General features: G+C 54.4%; 15 protein-coding genes. 6 read left to right on the top strand and 9 right to left on the bottom strand.

What is annotated here, in order from left to right; genetic code table 11:
- A partial coding sequence (locus AC2FC2_RS02575; RefSeq protein ID WP_490658671.1) for a cation:dicarboxylate symporter family transporter occupies nucleotides 1–991 on the top strand: 991 nt, incomplete at its 5' end.
- Nucleotides 992–1,056: 65 nt separating this feature from the next.
- On the opposite strand, the gene phnX is transcribed toward AC2FC2_RS02575, so the two are convergent.
- Complete coding sequence (gene phnX / locus AC2FC2_RS02580) at nucleotides 1,057–1,866, bottom strand: phosphonoacetaldehyde hydrolase (protein WP_490658672.1); 810 nt, start codon at nucleotides 1,864–1,866, stop codon at nucleotides 1,057–1,059.
- A gap of 7 nt (nucleotides 1,867–1,873) precedes the next feature.
- Nucleotides 1,874–2,977 carry a 2-aminoethylphosphonate--pyruvate transaminase gene (gene phnW / locus AC2FC2_RS02585; protein WP_490658673.1) on the bottom strand — a complete coding sequence of 368 codons (1,104 nt, stop codon included), beginning with the start codon at nucleotides 2,975–2,977 and terminating at the stop codon, nucleotides 1,874–1,876.
- A gap of 143 nt (nucleotides 2,978–3,120) precedes the next feature.
- On the opposite strand from phnW, the gene phnR reads away from it, so the two are divergent.
- The gene (gene phnR / locus AC2FC2_RS02590; RefSeq protein WP_209632986.1) at nucleotides 3,121–3,840 is read left to right on the top strand and encodes a phosphonate utilization transcriptional regulator PhnR; all 720 of its coding nucleotides are present in this window, start codon (nucleotides 3,121–3,123) and stop codon (nucleotides 3,838–3,840) included.
- 87 nt (nucleotides 3,841–3,927) lie between these two features.
- Here the strand turns inward: phnR and kdgR are convergent, their stop codons facing one another.
- Nucleotides 3,928–4,719 (bottom strand): DNA-binding transcriptional regulator KdgR, encoded by a 792-nt coding sequence (gene kdgR, locus AC2FC2_RS02595; protein WP_490658674.1) that lies wholly within the window; start codon nucleotides 4,717–4,719, stop codon nucleotides 3,928–3,930.
- Between the two features lie 225 nt (nucleotides 4,720–4,944).
- Here kdgR and AC2FC2_RS02600 point away from each other — a divergent pair, with 225 nt between their 5' ends.
- Complete coding sequence (locus tag AC2FC2_RS02600) at nucleotides 4,945–6,339, top strand: MFS transporter (protein WP_209634185.1); 1,395 nt, start codon at nucleotides 4,945–4,947, stop codon at nucleotides 6,337–6,339.
- 48 nt (nucleotides 6,340–6,387) lie between these two features.
- On the opposite strand, the gene htpX is transcribed toward AC2FC2_RS02600, so the two are convergent.
- From htpX to AC2FC2_RS02630, 6 genes are all read right to left on the bottom strand, one after another.
- Nucleotides 6,388–7,266 (bottom strand): protease HtpX, encoded by an 879-nt coding sequence (gene htpX, locus AC2FC2_RS02605; RefSeq protein WP_209632984.1) that lies wholly within the window; start codon nucleotides 7,264–7,266, stop codon nucleotides 6,388–6,390.
- A 197-nt stretch (nucleotides 7,267–7,463) separates the two neighbouring features.
- A complete protein-coding gene (locus AC2FC2_RS02610) occupies nucleotides 7,464–7,850 on the bottom strand; it encodes a DUF4260 domain-containing protein (RefSeq protein WP_314592249.1) in 387 nt (128 codons plus the stop codon).
- Nucleotides 7,851–7,947: 97 nt separating this feature from the next.
- Nucleotides 7,948–9,984 (bottom strand): carboxy terminal-processing peptidase, encoded by a 2,037-nt coding sequence (gene prc, locus AC2FC2_RS02615; RefSeq protein ID WP_209632982.1) that lies wholly within the window; start codon nucleotides 9,982–9,984, stop codon nucleotides 7,948–7,950.
- Between the two features lie 19 nt (nucleotides 9,985–10,003).
- The gene (gene proQ / locus AC2FC2_RS02620; RefSeq protein ID WP_209632981.1) at nucleotides 10,004–10,714 is read right to left on the bottom strand and encodes an RNA chaperone ProQ; all 711 of its coding nucleotides are present in this window, start codon (nucleotides 10,712–10,714) and stop codon (nucleotides 10,004–10,006) included.
- 95 nt (nucleotides 10,715–10,809) lie between these two features.
- Complete coding sequence (locus AC2FC2_RS02625; RefSeq protein ID WP_209632980.1) at nucleotides 10,810–11,307, bottom strand: GAF domain-containing protein; 498 nt, start codon at nucleotides 11,305–11,307, stop codon at nucleotides 10,810–10,812.
- 103 nt (nucleotides 11,308–11,410) lie between these two features.
- Complete coding sequence (locus tag AC2FC2_RS02630; protein WP_490658675.1) at nucleotides 11,411–11,611, bottom strand: hypothetical protein; 201 nt, start codon at nucleotides 11,609–11,611, stop codon at nucleotides 11,411–11,413.
- A gap of 215 nt (nucleotides 11,612–11,826) precedes the next feature.
- Here AC2FC2_RS02630 and yebS point away from each other — a divergent pair, with 215 nt between their 5' ends.
- The 3 genes from yebS (at nucleotide 11,827) to rsmF (ending at nucleotide 17,215) form a co-directional block, all read left to right on the top strand.
- Nucleotides 11,827–13,074: a membrane integrity lipid transport subunit YebS gene (gene yebS, locus AC2FC2_RS02635; protein ID WP_490658826.1), complete on the top strand. Its 1,248-nt coding sequence runs from the start codon at nucleotides 11,827–11,829 to the stop codon at nucleotides 13,072–13,074.
- Entirely contained in the window at nucleotides 13,043–15,673 is a 2,631-nt protein-coding gene (locus tag AC2FC2_RS02640; RefSeq protein ID WP_265556173.1) for a PqiB family protein, read from the top strand. Before yebS ends, AC2FC2_RS02640 begins: the two co-directional genes overlap by 32 nt.
- A gap of 102 nt (nucleotides 15,674–15,775) precedes the next feature.
- Nucleotides 15,776–17,215: a 16S rRNA (cytosine(1407)-C(5))-methyltransferase RsmF gene (gene rsmF / locus AC2FC2_RS02645; RefSeq protein WP_490658676.1), complete on the top strand. Its 1,440-nt coding sequence runs from the start codon at nucleotides 15,776–15,778 to the stop codon at nucleotides 17,213–17,215.
- Nucleotides 17,216–17,334: the final 119 nt, after the last annotated feature.

Genomic DNA, 17,334 nt, shown 5'->3' on the forward strand with positions numbered 1-17,334 from the left:
TGAAGGCCTGGTGCAAGGGGCGCAAGAAAGCGCGCGTCTGTCAGCGATCCAAAGCAACTACGTGGGCAAACTGGCCGACCTGACCGTACCGCAGATGGTGTTGTCCTTTATTCCTAAAAACCCGTTTGCCGACCTGACCGGTGCCAGCCCAACGTCGATCATCAGCGTGGTGATCTTCGCTACCTTCCTTGGCGTGGCGTCGCTGCAACTGCTGAAAGACGACAAGCCTAAAGGCGAACGCGTGCTGGTGGCGATCGATACCCTGCAGGCTTGGGTGATGAAACTGGTACGTCTGGTGATGAAACTGACTCCATACGGCGTATTGGCACTGATGACCAAAGTGGTCGCCGGCTCTAACGTCCACGACATCATCAAACTGGGTAGCTTCGTCGTCGCCTCATATCTGGGTCTGGCTATCATGTTTGCGGTGCACGCTGCCCTGTTGGCATTCACCGGCGTTAACCCGCTGAAGTTCTTCCGCAAGGTATGGCCGGTCATCACTTTCGCCTTTACCAGCCGCTCCAGCGCCGCCAGTATTCCACTTAACGTGGAAGCGCAGACCCGTCGTCTGGGCGTGCCGGAATCCATTGCCAGCTTCTCGGCCTCGTTCGGTGCCACCATTGGCCAGAATGGCTGCGCGGGCTTGTACCCGGCGATGCTGGCGGTCATGGTTGCCCCAACCGTCGGTATTAATCCGCTGGACCCGGTGTGGATTGCGACCTTGGTCGGTATCGTCACTATCAGCTCCGCCGGCGTTGCCGGTGTAGGTGGCGGCGCAACCTTCGCCGCGCTGATCGTGCTGCCGGCAATGGGCCTGCCAGTTACGCTGGTTGCCCTGCTGATCTCGGTTGAACCCTTGATCGACATGGGCCGTACCGCACTGAACGTCAACGGCTCTATGGCTGCCGGTACCATCACCAGCCAGCTGATGAAGCAAACTGACAAGTCCATTATGGACAGCGAAGACGAAGTCGAACTGGCTCACCAGTAAATTTCGTCAGCACTAAAAAAACCGGGGCTCTCACCAGCCCCGGTTTTTTTATGTCTGGGAAACGACTATGGCCGTTCACCCTTCGCCAACCGCTGATTGATTTCGGCAATCACCCCCGGCAGTTGTACCAATGTATCAATCACGTAGTGTGCCCCGGCAGCATACAACTTATCCGCCGCCAACCTGCGCCGCCGTTCAATCTCTTCATCATTCATTTGCTGGTATTCCTCCCAGGTGGCGCCGAATTCGTTACCCGACAGCGCCAACCCGATGCTCCACATCCCCGCGTTGATCCCCTCGCTGATACCCGGCACCGCGTCGTCCACCTTGACGCAATGCGCCACGGCATCAATACCCAGCATAATCACGTTCTGCAACGCCATCCACGGCCCAGGACGGCCGCCAACGGCCAAATCATCCGTCGCTACCCAATGGTCCGGCGCATAGCCACGCTGCGCTGCCGCAGGTGCTAATACCTCCATCACTGCACGCGGATAGCCTGAACAGGAGCCAATCTTGACGCCTTGTTCACGTAACGCGGCAATCACCTGCGGAACCCCCTCAATAGGGTCGGCAAAGTCGACGACCTTGGCAATTTGCAGCGGCATAAAGGCTTGGTACAACGCATCAATATCTTGATGGCTCATAGAACGACCGAGCTTTTGTTGCCAGCGCGCATCTACCGCCGGCAGCTTGCCCAAAGCTTCAATGTGCTGCCACTTGCCCAACCCCATTGGAACACGTGCTTCAGCCAAGCTAATGTCGATATCAAAGGTCTGCTTAAAGGCTTCGACAAAAATCTGCGTCGGCGCAAAAGAACCAAAGTCCACTGTCGTACCGGCCCAGTCGAGAATCACTGCGTTAATCTGGTTCATGGGTATCCTATCGCTCCCAATACATTGCTTGCCCGACCGCGGCCAGCAAACGTTCAATATCTTGCGGATAGACTTCGCCAATGTTGCCTATACGGAAGCAATCGCTCTGCGATACCTTACCGGGGTAAATAACGAAGCCCTGTTGCTTCAGGCGCTGGTAGAACTCTGTAAAGCGGTAATTTTCTGCCTTAGGCGAATAAAAGGCAGTGATAATCGGCGAGTGAAGATCATCTTCCAACAACGTTTCAAATCCAAGTGCGCGCATCCCTGCAACCAAACGTTGTTGATTAGTACGGTAGCGGACGTTACGGGCACCAATCCCCCCTTCTTGCGCCAGTTCGCGCAGGGCCTGCGCAAAAGCCAGTAAAGTATGGGTTGGCGACGTGAAACGCCATTTACCGGCGTTATCTTCCATGCAGCGCCACTGAGCATACAAGTCCAGCGACAGCGAACGCGAACGCCCAATGCACTTTTCCAGCTCGCTGCGTCGTGCTATCACAAATGCAAAACCCGGCACGCCCTGTATGCATTTATTGGCAGAGCTGATCAGATAATCAATGCCCAGCGCATCCACATCCAGCGGAATGCCACCGAAACTGCTCATCGCGTCCACGATCAAGGTTTTGCCATTACGCGCCGCCAAACCTGAGACCCGTTGCAGCGGGTTGAGCATTCCCGTCGTGGTTTCACAATGCACCATGGCGATATGACTGATACGCGTATCGCTTTTCAGCACAGCGTCCATCGCTTCTACATCCGGCTCATTCACTTCACCGCAGTTGAATGCGTGGTGGTTGATATCCATCAACCTGGCCATCTCAACCATGCGCGCGCCATAAGCGCCGTTGTTGACGATCAACAGCTTGTCCTGTGGGCCAATCACCGTTCCCAACGCCGCTTCTACGGCAAAACTGCCGCTGCCCTGCAATAACACCGAGGTATAGCCGGTCGACTGAGTCGCCAGCGCCACCAACTGCTGACGGATGTTCTGCACCACACCCAGGTTGTAATCTTCATCCCAGGTACAGCTATCGAACAACATGGCCTCTTTCACCGTTTTTGACGTGGTCAGCGGACCAGGCGTTAACAACAGGTAATCATGTTCAGACATTTCACTCACCTAATTGGTCTATACCAGATTGCGGTATAGTGGCGGTAAATTTGCTCTCGGGTCAAACGACAACCGCAGCTGAAACAAAAAATTCATCTGCACATGTATAATGGGCAGGTGCCAAAATGCCATAGCGAGTTGAAATGAAAGAACATCAGAGCGAGATCCCCCACTACCTGCAAATCAAGGATCAGTTACAGGCGCGCATCACTCTTGGTGAACTGCAGGCGGGAGATAAACTGCCTTCTGAGCGCGAGCTGTGCGCAATTTTCTCCACGACCCGGGTTACCGTCCGTGAAAGCCTGGCGCAACTGGAAGCGACCGGGGCCATTTACCGTGCCGATCGCCGGGGATGGTTTGTGACGCCAGAACGGCTGTGGTTAGATCCGACGCAAAACACCAACTTTCACCGCTTGTGTCAGGAACAGGGGCGTGCGGCCCGCACTGCGCTATTATCGGCTGAAAAAACCAGGGTACCGCGTGATGTGATGCAACCGCTGGCATTAGCGCCATCGGATAAAATCTATCTGCTACGCCGTGTGCGCTATGCCGATGACCGGGCAATTTGTTATTGTGAAAATCACTGTCTGCCCGAGCGAGTACCGGAACTACTCCGCCGAGATCTCAACGGCAGCCTGACCGAGATTTATCAGCAACACTACAACCTGACCTATCGCAAAATGCACCTGTCGTTTTACCCGACCGCACTGCCACACAATGCCGCTGCCGCCTTGGGTGCGATGGTTGGCCTGCCGGCACTGTTGCTGCGCCGACTTAATTACGATCAGCAAGGCCGCATTCTCGATTTCGACATCGAATATTGGCGCCACGACAGCCTGCGCATTGAGGTTGATACGCTTTAATCCTGCATGCCGGTGCGCCGTCGTAAGCCCACAATAAAAAGGCGCAGCCATGACTGGCTGCGCCCTTAATGCCCTATACCGACGGGATCAGAATGGATAGTCGTGGTAACCCATTTGCTCGGAAATGTTACGCGCGGCGGTATGCAAACGTTTGATGTAATCGGCCTTCGCGTCTTCGGAGTAACGAATAGAAGGGAACGAAATGCTCAGACCCGCAGTGACTACGCCAAAGCGGTCAAATACCGGCACGGCTATACAGCGTAACCCTTCTTCCTGCTCTTCAATATCTTCGCCCACGCCCTGTTCACGCACCTGATCCAACACTGACAACAGCGCTGCGGCGTCGGTCAGGGTGTTCGGAGTACTGCGGGTAAATTCAATCTGCGACAGGATGCGGGTTACTTCCGCCCGATCGCGCCAGGCCAGCAGCACTTTGCCAATCGCAGTACTATGCAGGGGGTTACGGCGGCCGATGCGAGAGTACATGCGCAAGTTATACATGGCATCGATTTTGTGGATGTAGACAATGCTATCTTCATCCAATGCCCCAAGGTGAATGGCTTCACGGGTGTGATTCGACAGTTCACGCATTTGGACGTCAGCGATGCGGATCAGATCAACGCTCTGTAACGACTTGGCTCCCAGTTCAAACAGCTTGAGAGTAAGCGCATATTTTTCCGACTCGTCTTCCTGCGACACATAGCCCAAGGACTTCATGGTTTGCAAAAAACGGTAAACAGTACTTTTGGACATCATCACCCGCTGGGAAAGCTCAGTAATGCCGATCTCGCGTTCCTCGCCCAGCGCCTGCAAGATACCAAAAACCTTTAGCACCGACGACACGGCATCCGGTTGCTTATCTGGATCTGCGTTAACCATATATCCTACCCAGCTTCTGTTTTAAGAAATTTGAACACGGGTTTCAGTATACGCGGTACCTCAGAGACCATGCAATCCAGCCAAGAGATAAATGCCTGAGAGGGAAAGGGTTAGGCGTTTCGCTCTCATTGGTTATTACAATTGCGTGCGAAACTGTGGATGCAATCGCAGACGAATATGATTAGCATGATAATACTCCCCCGAATTAATACCACCGAGATCAACATGCGTCCTTGTACTGACGGCCTCCCCGTCCCGCAGCGCTATGGGGCTATCCTTGCCATTGCCCTGGGCATTACCGTTTCAGTGCTCGACGGTGCGATTGCTAACGTGGCACTGCCGACCATCGCCCGCGATCTGAATGCCAGCCCAGCCAGCTCCATCTGGGTAGTGAACGCCTATCAGTTAGCCATTACCATTTCACTGCTGTCGTTGGCCTCACTCGGCGATTTGATTGGCTATCGCCGCATCTACCAGGCTGGCCTGCTGGTTTTCAGCGTTACGTCACTGTTTTGCGCCCTGTCCGACTCACTGACGACACTGACCATCGCCCGCGTGCTGCAAGGTTTTGGCGCCGCCGCCATCATGAGCGTCAACACCGCATTAATCCGCATTATCTATCCGCAGCGCTTCCTTGGGCGTGGTATGGGCATCAATTCGCTGATTGTCGCCTTCTCGTCGGCGGCTGGCCCCACGGTAGCGGCAGCGATCCTGTCGGTAGCATCCTGGCAATGGTTGTTCGCCATCAACTTGCCGATCGGCATTGTGGCGCTGTTGCTGGGGATGAAATATCTTCCGGCCAATAGCCAGAAAAGCACTAATCAGCGCTTTGACCCGACCAGCGCCGTGATGAACGCGCTGACCTTCGGGTTGTTGATTACCGCCATCAGCGGCTTTGCTCAAGGCCAGAGCCTGACGTTGATTTTCAGCGAAATCGCAGCACTGCTGGTGATTGGCTTCTTCTTTGTCCGCCGCCAGCTGCGCCAGGAATTCCCGTTGCTGCCGGTAGATCTGCTGCGCATCCCCATTTTTGCACTGTCGATGGGCACATCAATTTGTTCGTTCGCGGCACAGATGTTGGCTATGGTCTCATTGCCGTTCTTTTTGCAAAGCACGTTGGGCCGTGATGAGGTCGCCACCGGGCTGCTGCTAACGCCGTGGCCGTTAGCCATTATCGTCATGGCCCCCCTCGCAGGGCGGCTGGTAGAACGCGTCCACGCCGGGCTGCTCGGGTGTATCGGCCTGGCCGTGTTTGCATCGGGGTTATTCCTGCTGGCGATGCTGCCGCATAACCCGTCGGACATGGATATTATCTGGCGTATGGTCCTGTGCGGCGCTGGTTTCGGGTTGTTCCAATCGCCCAATAACCACACGATTATTTCCGCCGCTCCACGTAACCGTAGCGGCGGAGCCAGCGGCATGCTCGGCACCGCGCGGTTGTTGGGGCAAACCTCCGGCGCAGCCTTGGTGGCGCTGATGTTTAACCTGTTCCCTGCCTCAGGTACTCATGCCTCACTGATCCTGGCGGGCACCTTTGCCACATTGGCGGCGGCGGTCAGCAGTTTGCGTATTACTCAACCGCGGGTACAACCGGTAGAAAGCCACCAACAAGCCAAATAGCAGGCATAAAAAAACCCCGGCAAGCCGGGGTTTTTAACGTTATCAGGGTTACTTCAGGTACTGGCCTGAACGCAGCGCTTCGATACGTTTATCGAGCGGCGGGTGCGACATGAACAGTTCGCTGAACGACTTGGATTTGCCGTTGATGCAGAACGCCATCATGTTGCCCGCTTCCTGCGGTTCGTAACTGGTTTTCAAGCGTTGCAGCGCCGCAATCATTTTCTCGCGACCAACCAGTTTGGCAGAGCCGGCATCGGCGTAAAACTCACGGTGGCGTGAGAACCACATGGTGATAATGCTGGCCAGGATACCGAACACCAGTTCCAATACCATCGACACACCGAAATAGATCATCGGGTTACCGTTGCCTTCCCCTTCGCCGTCACGGTTGCCCAGGAAGCCTGCGGCCGCCTGCGCGATCAGACGTGAGATAAAGATCACGAAGGTGTTTACGACACCCTGAATCAGCGTCATGGTGACCATGTCGCCGTTGGCAACGTGGCTGATTTCATGGGCAATAACCGCTTCCGCTTCGTCACGGCTCATGCTCTGCAACAGACCGGTGCTGACAGCAACCAGCGACGCATTACGGCGTGCGCCTGTAGCAAAGGCGTTAATATCCGGTGCATGGTAAATCGCCACCTGCGGCATGGCGATGCCTGCCTGTTGTGACTGACGGCGTACTGTTTCCAGCAACCAGTTTTCAGTTTCGTTACGCGGTTGTTCAATCACTTCCCCGCCAACGGAGCGCAGCGCCATCCATTTGGACATCAGCAATGAGACAAACGAGCCGCCGAAGCCGAACAGACCAGCCATGATCATCAGGCCCTGAACGCTACTGGATTGGATTCCCGTCAGGCTGAGTACCAGCCCGAAAACCAACATCACCGCCAGGTTGGTGAGCAGGAACAGAGCTATACGCATCATAAAATGTTTACTTCCTCATAAATGTTAACAAAACGCTGTCTCGGATACCCTAGATCGTATGGGCATTCGTCACAGTTTCAAGAGTTCCACGCCATTAACCTACTAAAAATACGAAACTTTACAAAAACGGCGCGCGAGCAATGCTTTTCAAATTGTAAACGATTGTTGCATAAAGAGGTGGGTTTTCTAACGGAAAATCAGCGCTGTTTATTATTCAAACGCCCGAGATGAGTATAACCAAATCCTTCAGCGTATTTCAGCCCATAGCCCAGCGTGCGGTCAAAGCCGATATGCGCACACCAAATCAGTGCAGCCATCAGCCAAAACGGCTGTTGGAGCCAGACAAACACCAGGCCACAGAGTATCGGGCCTATATAGGAATGTGCGATGTTATACCCGAGCGCCCCGGCCTTTTTACCCAGTGCATAGGCGATAAATGAAATGTCAGGCAGCAGAAAACAACCGGCAAACAGCCACCCGCTATAGTGTTGGTAATGATATATCGCGACAGACAGGATCAGAACCAGCAGCGCTTCGAGCCGCAGCAGAGTACGCATTGCAGGAGTTAAGTTGCTCACCATCATGTTCCCACCCTGTGTTTAACGTCGAAAAACGCTTCAGGAGCGCCCATTAAAAAGCGCACCCTTGGGTGCGTTTTTCATTTGCTGATGTTCGACTGCGTTACTTCGCCGCCGCTGGCTGCGCCTGGTCAAGGTGCGCCAGATCCAGTGCGATATGCACGGTTTCATCCAGGTATGGGTCTGGTTCCTGGTAATCCTTCGGCAAATCATCCAGCGACTTCAGCGGCTTCTTACCGGCACGCTGCAGACGATCATTAATCCGCTGCAAACGGGTAGCATCATCATCGTGGTTCTCTTTCTCACGCTGGGCGAGGTTGAGTGAAACGATGTTACGCTTGTCCTTCAGTGCCTTGTAATGCGCGATATCCTGCGCGATGTACTGGAACTCAGGATCCTTCGCGATGCGCTGCTCATGATCTTTCAGCAGTTCAGGTTCGAACGGCTTCAAGTCGCCGGTTTTGGTGTAGGTCGCAGCATTGATGCTGTCCCACGGCATCGCGTTATCTTCAAACGCTTCGCCGGTTTCCGCGGGATCAACACCGGTTGGCATCAGGATATCCGGCGTCACACCCTTACGTTGAGTACTGCCGCCATTGACGCGGTAGAACTTCTGAATGGTGTACTGCACAGAACCCAAGGCCGGCCATTCCGGACGCAGCATCTGATCGTAAATGCGGTTCAGCGAACGGTACTGTTGCACAGTGCCTTTACCGAAGGTGGGTTCACCGACGATCAGGGCACGGCCGTAGTCCTGCATTGCCGCAGCAAAGATCTCGGATGCCGAGGCGCTGAAACGGTCAACAAGTACCACCAATGGCCCTTTGTAATAGGTCACGCCGTCGGTGTCTGCGTCTTCACGCACTTTGCCGTTGTTGTCACGTACCTGCACAACCGGGCCGCTCGGAATGAACAGGCCAGACAGCGATACCGCCTCAGTCAGCGCACCGCCACCGTTGGTGCGCAGATCAATGATCAGGCTCTTGACGTTTTGCTTGGCCATCTTCTGCAACTGCACTTTCACATCATCGGTCAGGCCAACGTAGAAGCCGGGAATATCCATCACCGCGACTTTCTCATTGCCGACGGTCTTGATGGTCATTTTCACCGCACGATCTTCCAGACGGATGCGCTCACGGGTCAGCGTAACCACCCGTGTTTTGGTGCCTTTGCCAGCCGGCAGGATATCCAGGCGCACTTTGCTGCCCTTTGGCCCCTTAATCAAGGAAACCACGTCATCCAGGCGCCAACCGATCACATCAACCATAGGTTTGCCTGCTTGGCCAACGCCAACAATACGGTCACCTACGGTGATCGCCTTGCTCTTCGCCGCCGGGCCACCTGGCACCATAGAATTGATGAGGGTGTAATCGTCATCCATCTGCAACACAGCACCAATGCCTTCCAATGACAGGCTCATTTCGGTATTGAACTGTTCGGTGTTGCGCGGAGAAAGATAATTGGTATGTGGGTCGATTTCATGCGCAAAGGCATTCATTACCAGTTGGAATACGTCTTCGCTGTTGCTTTGCGTCAGGCGCTTGATAGCAAACTGATAGCGTTTGGTCAGCGTGTCGCGTATTTCCTTGTCGGTCTTACCGGTCAGCTTGAGGTTCAGCTCGTCATATTTAACTTTGGCATTCCACAGGCTGTCCAGTTCGGCCTTGTCTTTCGGCCACGGCGCTTTGCTGCGGTCGAGATCGATAGTGTCGTTGCCGGTGAAGCTCATTGGCTTTTCCAGCAGCGATAAGGCATAGGTGTAACGCTCAAAACGGCGTTTCTGGGCCAGATTGTACAGCGCGTATGGCGTATCCAGCTTACCGCTTTTCAGTTCTTCGCCAAGCTGATCGCGCTTGTTAGCGAATTGCGCCACGTCAGAGGCCAACAACACATTATGGCTGTAGTCCAACATATTCAGGTAACGATCAAATATCTTGCCTGAAAAGTCCGCGTCGAGGGAGAACTGGCGGTAATGAGAGCGAGTGAAGCGCGACGTTACGCGCTCACTCACAGTAGCATGTTGCGGTTCCTGCTGAAGCTGCGGCAGTTGATCGATGCGGATGTTGGCTGTGTCCGCTCCGTAACTTACACCCGCCCACAACAGACCCGCGACTGCTGTTAATCTGACAAATTTGTTCATGCCTTGGTTGGCCTCCGTATCAGAACTGCAAGTGTTCTGCGCGCACAATCATCGCCAGACCGGAAGAGAGCTGCACACGTACGCCATCTTTAGCGATTTCGAGTACGGTAGCATCCATCGCGCTCTTGCCTGCTCTGACTTTGATTTCTTGGCCAATTTGCAGTTTAGAGATATCCGTGACTGGCACATGACGCGGCTGGCTTTCCTCTTTTACTGGACGAGGTTGGCGAGCTGGCTGTGGGCGAGTTTGTGGGCGCGGTTTGCGGTTCTCCTGTGCGGCTCCACCTTCGCGACGCACGGCAGGTTTTTTACCTGCAGGGCGCGGACGGCGTGGTTCCGCGTCGGCTGATTCACCGGCAGCTTCACGTTTTTTCGCGTTTTGTTCGGCACGCTGTGCCTGAACGCGCGCTTTCGCTTCTTCAAGCTGTTGACGGGCATGATCGACATGCTGCTGTTCCAGCTCACCGCACGGATTGCCGTCCAAATCGACGCGCTGTGCGCCAACTTTGACACCGTACAGATAACGCCAGCTTGAGGTGTACAGGCGCAGAGCAGAACGCAATTGCGTTTTGCTCAGGTTTTCTTCCCCTTGAACACGCTCGACCAGATCCTGAAAAATACCGATTTTCAACGGGCGAGCTTCGCCCTCGGCGCTAAAGCAGAGCGGAAAACGCTCGGCAAGAAAAGCAATGACTTCTTTACTAGAGTTCAACTTAGGTTGATTTTCCATGAAATTTCCTGATTACAACGGGTTTGCCAACCAGCGCAGGCATGAACAGGCGTCATTATAATGACGCCATCGGTAAATGCCACGTTAACCGTAGATCAACTTGCTGTCACAGTGACATATTTCGCACTATCACACTGTTCCAGCTGCGCGCAAAGCCCCGCCACCACTGCTTCCAGGCCCCTTTCGTCCTGTTCGTCGAAACGTTGATAAACTGTGCTGTCAATATCAAGAACGCCGATAATATGACCGCCAACGTTCAGCGGCAGCACAATTTCTGCATTACTGGCCGCATCGCAGGCGATATGGCCTGGGAACGCATGGACATCGCCAACCCGCTGAACGCGGTTTTCCGCCACCGCGGTACCGCACACACCCTTACCCACAGGAATACGCACACAGGCGATTTTTCCCTGGAACGGACCGAGCACCAGTTGGTTGCCGTCGATCAGGTAAAAACCCGCCCAATTGACGTCGTCAAGACGCTCATTGATCAACGCACTGGCGTTGGACAACGCAGCGATAAAGTTGGTTTCCCCGTCGAGCAGCGCACCCAAATCACGTTTTAAATCTGTGTAGAACTCTTCTTTTGTCATCTGTTAACCATGGTTTTCTATTCCTGTGTCTAATATTAAAAGAAACACAGGGGGTCAGTCATAATGCGCATGAGCGACAAGTTATTTGATTTTCTATTGTATATCATGCAGGTAGTTTTGCTGTCTTGCCATTTTTCTGCCAGCTGACCCTCAGCATAATTGCTATTACATCGGGTTGTCCAAAGCAATCATGAGACGTTTTGAAACAACAAGTTAGCCCGGCAGTCACTTTACTGAATGAAATAAGCTTTATTCTTTTTATATCAATGCATTGGATACTCTCTGCCGGTGCTTGTAAAGCCATTGTCCAACCTGCGCCCCATAGGCATTAAATGCCAATCGCCACGGGGTTGTTGAACTGTTGCTTCACAAACCCCTGCCGGGCAAGGTATGTTTGCCTCGCAGAAACCCTGTTTTCCCTGCGTTGCCGCCCTGAGCTTTATCATCAGCAGGTTAGACCAGGTTTATTTTTCAGCTACGCTATGAAATCCGGCGGGCTCTAGGGCAGCTTTTGTCATGATGAAAATACACGCGATCACCACACCACTTTCCAAAGCTCGCCACCAACGTTGTTGCGAATGCGACCTGCTCTTCGTGTTGCCGCCACTCAGCGGTAACCAGGCCGCTTACTGCCCGCGTTGCGATGCAAAAGTAGTGAGTGGACGCGACTGGTCAATGACCCGGCTCACCGCCATGGCAGTCACGATGCTGCTGTTAATGCCCTTCGCCTTCAGTGAACCATTGATCAGCATCCGTTTGCTGGGGGTGCGTATTGACGCCAGCCTACTGGAAGGTATCTGGCAGATGAGCCGTCAGGGCGATCCCATCACCGCCAGTATGGTGGCATTTTGTACCATTGGCGCCCCGTTGACCCTGGCACTGTCACTGCTTTACCTGCGGTTTGGCCATGCGCTGGGCATGAATCTACGGCCGGTGCTTCTGATGCTGGACCGATTGAAAGAGTGGGTCATGCTCGATATTTACCTGATCGGCATGGCCGTTGCGACAATCAAGGTCAAAGAGTACGCCGACATTCAGGCCGGCAGCGCGCTGATTGCGTACCTGTCGCTCACTCTGCTCAGTATCCTGACGCTGATCCATGTCAATTTGGAGCAATTGTGGGAGCGTTATTACCCGCAGGAGCAGCCGGAAGGTCCGCCGCCGGCGCTGCATGTCTGTTTGTCGTGCCATTTTACCGGCTATCCTGACGAACGCGGCCGCTGCACACGCTGCCATATTCCGATGTGCCATCGTCAGCCTTATAGTCTGCAAAAAACCTGGGCCGCTCTGATTGCAGCAATGATTCTGCTGATCCCGGCCAACCTGATGCCTATATCCATTATTTACGCCAACGGTGCGCGCTTGGAAGATACCATCTTCTCTGGTGTCGTCTCGCTGGCAACCTCTGGCAATGCGCCTATTGCCGCTATCGTTTTCATTGCCAGCGTCCTGGTGCCCTTTACCAAGGTCATTGTGCTGATTACCTTGCTGTTCAGCATTCATTTCAAGACCTCGCACAGTTTGAAAACACGTATCCGCCTACTGCGTCTGGTGACCTGGATCGGGCGCTGGTCGATGCTCGATCTGTTTGTTATTGCGTTAATGATGTCGCTGGTGAATCGCGACCAATTGTTATCTTTTACTATGGGACCGGCTGCCTTTTACTTTGGGTCTGCGGTTATTTTAACTATTCTTGCCGTAGAGTGGCTGGATAGCCGATTGATTTGGGATGCACATGCAACAGGAAACGCCGAATACACCGACTGAGGCGCGGGTCAAAAACAAGCGCCGTATTTCGCCATTCTGGTTACTGCCGTTTATTGCCCTGCTGATCGCGGGGTGGTTGGTTTATAACAACGTCCAGGAACGTGGCACCACGGTAACCATAGACTTCCAGTCTGCCGCAGGCATTATCGCCGGGCGTACCCCAGTGCGTTACCAAGGGGTGGAAGTCGGTACCGTACAAAGCATCAGCCTGAGCAAGGATCTCCGCAGTATCGTGGTCGAAGCCAGTATCAAAAGTGACCTCGAAGACTCACTGCGCGACGGCACTCAGTTTTGGCTGGTGACACCGAAAGCCTCGCTGGCGGGGGTGTCTGGCTTGGATGCGTTGGTCGGCGGCAACTACATCGGCATGATGCCAGGCAGCGGGCAGCCGCAAACCCACTTTACCGCGCTCGATACCCAGCCCAAGTACCGGCTGAACACCGGCGAACTGATGATACACCTGCACGCAGACGATCTCGGTTCGTTGAATACCGGTTCGCTGGTGTACTACCGTAAAATCCCCGTCGGCAAGGTATATGACTACACCATCTCCGAGGGCAATAAAGGTGTCACTATCGACGTGCTGATCGATCGCCGCTTTGCCAATCTGGTCAAAGGCAACAGCCGTTTTTGGAACGTCTCAGGCTTCAAAGGCGATTTTAGCCTGGCAGGCGCGTCAGTGCAGATGGAAAGCCTGACAGCCCTGGTCAATGGCGCCATTGCTTTTGATTCACCGCTCGACGCCCCGCAGGCCAAAGCCGATCAAAGCTATACCCTGTATCCCGATTTGGCGCACAGCCAGCGCGGCGTCAACATCACGCTGGATCTGCCGAGCGGTAACAATCTGGCCGAAAACCGCACCCCTCTGATTTACCAAGGGTTACAGGTGGGCACCCTGACCAAGCTAACCTTGCAACAGGACAGCAAGGTCACCGGTGAACTGACGATCGATCCCGCAGTGGTGGATTTGATGCGTAGCGGCACGCGGATCGTCATGCGCAGCCCACGGTTGAGCCTCAACGACGCCAAACTCAGCCAACTGCTGACGGGCAATACGCTGGAACTGGTGCCGGGTGAAGGCGAACCACAGCAACATTTCAACGTTCTCGATAGCAGCGAAACATTGCTGCAACAGCCTGGCGTCCTGACTGTGACGCTTAACGCACCGCAAAGTTACGGCATCGACGTTGGCCAGCCGCTGGTTGTGCATGGCGTCAAGGTTGGCCAGGTCATGAGCCGCGCCCTGACAGCCAACGGCGTGGTGTTTACCGCCGCCATTGAAGCGCAATATCGCAGCCTGTTGCATAAAGACAGTAAGTTCGTGGTCAATAGCCGCGTTGACGTCAAGCTGGGGCTGGATGGTATGGAGGTTCTTGGTGCCAGTGCCCAGGAATGGCTGGACGGCGGTGTGCGTATCATTCCCGGCAGCAAAGGCGACGCTGTCAGCCAGTATCCGTTATATGGCAATAGCGAAAAGGCAGAGGCCGGCATCATCGGCAATAGCCCGACCCCTACCCTGACACTGACGGCGGTCAGTCTGCCAGACGTACAGGCAGGATCGGTCGTGTTGTACCGTAAATTCCAGGTAGGCGAAATCGTTAACGTGCGGCCCAAAGCCAACGAATTTGAGGTCGATGTTTATATCAGCCCGGAATACCGTAAACTACTGACTAACGAAAGTATTTTCTGGGCAGAAGGCGGCGCAAAAGTGCAATTGAACGGTAGCGGCCTGACGGTTCAGGCATCGCCACTCAACCGTGCACTGAAAGGGGCCATCAGTTTCGACAACCTGCAAGGCGTGACGCTGGACAAAGGCGCCAAACGCGTGCTGTACGCCACAGAAACTGCCGCCCGTGCAGTGGGCAGCCAGATTATCCTGAAAACCTATGACGCCAGTAAGCTGTCACCCGGTATGCCGCTGCGTTATCTCGGTATTGATATCGGCCAGGTGGACTCATTGAAATTGGCACCTGAACGCAATGAAGTGCTCGCCAAAGCGGTGTTGTACCCGGAATACGTGCAAACCTTCGCACGCCTGGGCAGCCGTTTCTCCATCGTATCACCGGAGATTTCCGCAGCCGGGGTGAGCAATCTCGACACCTTGCTACAGCCCTACATTAACGTTGAACCGGGTCGTGGGCGCGAATTGCGCAGCTTTGAACTGCAGGAAGCCAGTATTACCGACTCACGCTACCTGGACGGCCTGAGCGTTATCCTCGACGCAGCAGAAACCGGGTCGCTGCAAATCGGCACGCCGGTATTGTTCCGCGGCGTGGAGGTCGGCACTGTTACCGGTTTCTATCTGGGCACCATGTCCGATCGCGTTCACGTCGCATTGCGCATCAGCAAGAAATACCAGTATCTGGTGCGTAACAACAGCGTATTCTGGCTGGCCTCCGGCTATAACCTGCAGTTCGGTCTGACCGGTGGCGTCATCAAGAGTGGGACATTCCAACAGTTCATTCGCGGCGGCATTGCATTTGCCACACCGCCAAGCATTCCTCTGGCACCGAAGTCGACGCCGAACAAGCACTTTATGCTGAATGCTGAAGAACCGAAGGATTGGAAAGCTTGGGGCACCGCAATCCCTAAAGAGTAATTTCGTAACATCGTCAGGGGCTCAGCAATGCTGGGCCCCTACTGCTCTCAGGTTTGTGATAAACTCCCGCCCTTATTTTGACTGCTGCCAGAGAGCTCACCCGTGGCCAAACCTGCCTCCGTTTTTTTGCCGCCCGCGTTTCTCGACGCGACGCGCGCCATCATGCCCGCCGACCTGTCGATGGACGATTTCATTGCCGCCTGCCAACGCCCATTACGCCGTAGCCTACGGGTCAATACCCTGAAGATCAGCGTTGCTGACTTTCTGGTATTGGTGCAGGACTATGACTGGCAATTGGAGCCTATCCCTTGGTGTGCTGAAGGCTTTTGGATAGAACGAAAAGATGAAGAATTGCGTTTGGGCAGCGCGGCGGAACATCTGAGTGGCCTGTTTTACATTCAGGAAGCCAGCTCGATGCTACCTGTCAGCGCACTGTTCGCTGACACGGAAACGCCACGACGGGTCCTGGACGTCGCTGCTGCACCGGGATCAAAAACCACCCAAATTGCTGCCTTGATGAATAACCAGGGCGGTATCGTGGCTAACGAATACTCCGCCAGTCGGGTAAAAGTGCTGCACGCCAATATCAGCCGCTGTGGCGTAAAAAACGTGGCGTTAACTCACTTTGACGGTCGGGTCTTCGGTGCTGCGTTACCGGAAAGCTTTGACGCCATTTTGCTGGATGCGCCTTGCTCCGGTGAAGGTGTGGTGCGCAAAGATCCAGACGCCATGAGCAACTGGTCGCTGGAAAGCGTTGCCGCCATAGCGGACACTCAGCGCGAATTGATCGACAGTGCCTTCCATGCCCTGGCCCCCGGCGGGGTGATGGTCTATTCCACCTGCACACTCAATGCGCAAGAGAACCAGCAAATCGTCAACGGGTTGTTGGCAGCCTACGGCGATGCAGTCAGCATTGAACCGCTGGGTGAACTGTTCCCCGGCGCTAAACAGGCGTTAACTGCCGAAGGTTTCCTGCACGTATTCCCGCAAATCTACGACAGCGAAGGCTTCTTCGTGGCACGTTTGCGTAAGCACCACTCCGTTGCCCCACTGGCAAAACCAAACTATAAACTGGGTAAGTTTCCGTTTACCCCGCTGTCCGGCAAGGACTCGGCTGACATTGCCCAGGCCGCCGCTGCCTCCGGCCTGTTCTGGGATGAAAGCAGTCGTCTGTGGGCGCGCGATAAGGAGATTTGGCTGTTCCCCGCCGAACTGGAGGCACTGGTCAATAAAGTGCGATTCTCACGCATCGGGCTGAAACTGGCCGAGCGTTTCACCAAGGGTTACCGCTGGCAGCACGAAGCTGTTATCGCCTTGGCGATGGACGATAGCAAACAGCGTTTTGAACTGAATGCCGCGCTGGCGCAAGAGTGGTTCCACGGCCGCGATCTGTACCCGGAACTGCCGCCGCAGACCGATGAATGCATTGTCACCTATCAACAACAACCGTTAGGCATCGCCAAGCGCATTGGCAGCCGGATCAAAAACAACCTGCCGCGCGAACTGGTCCGTGACGGCGTGCTGGATTTCCACCAACAATAATCCCATTTTTGCCCTAACTGGCCGGTCAATCCCCGGCTGGTTAATCCTCCTAATAATATTCCTATACGTAAGTATTATTATTCTAATCATTTCCATAACTAATCATTATCCCCCTGAGA

It is taken from the genome of Serratia sp. CoH_122_TC_1 (genome assembly GCF_058191755.1).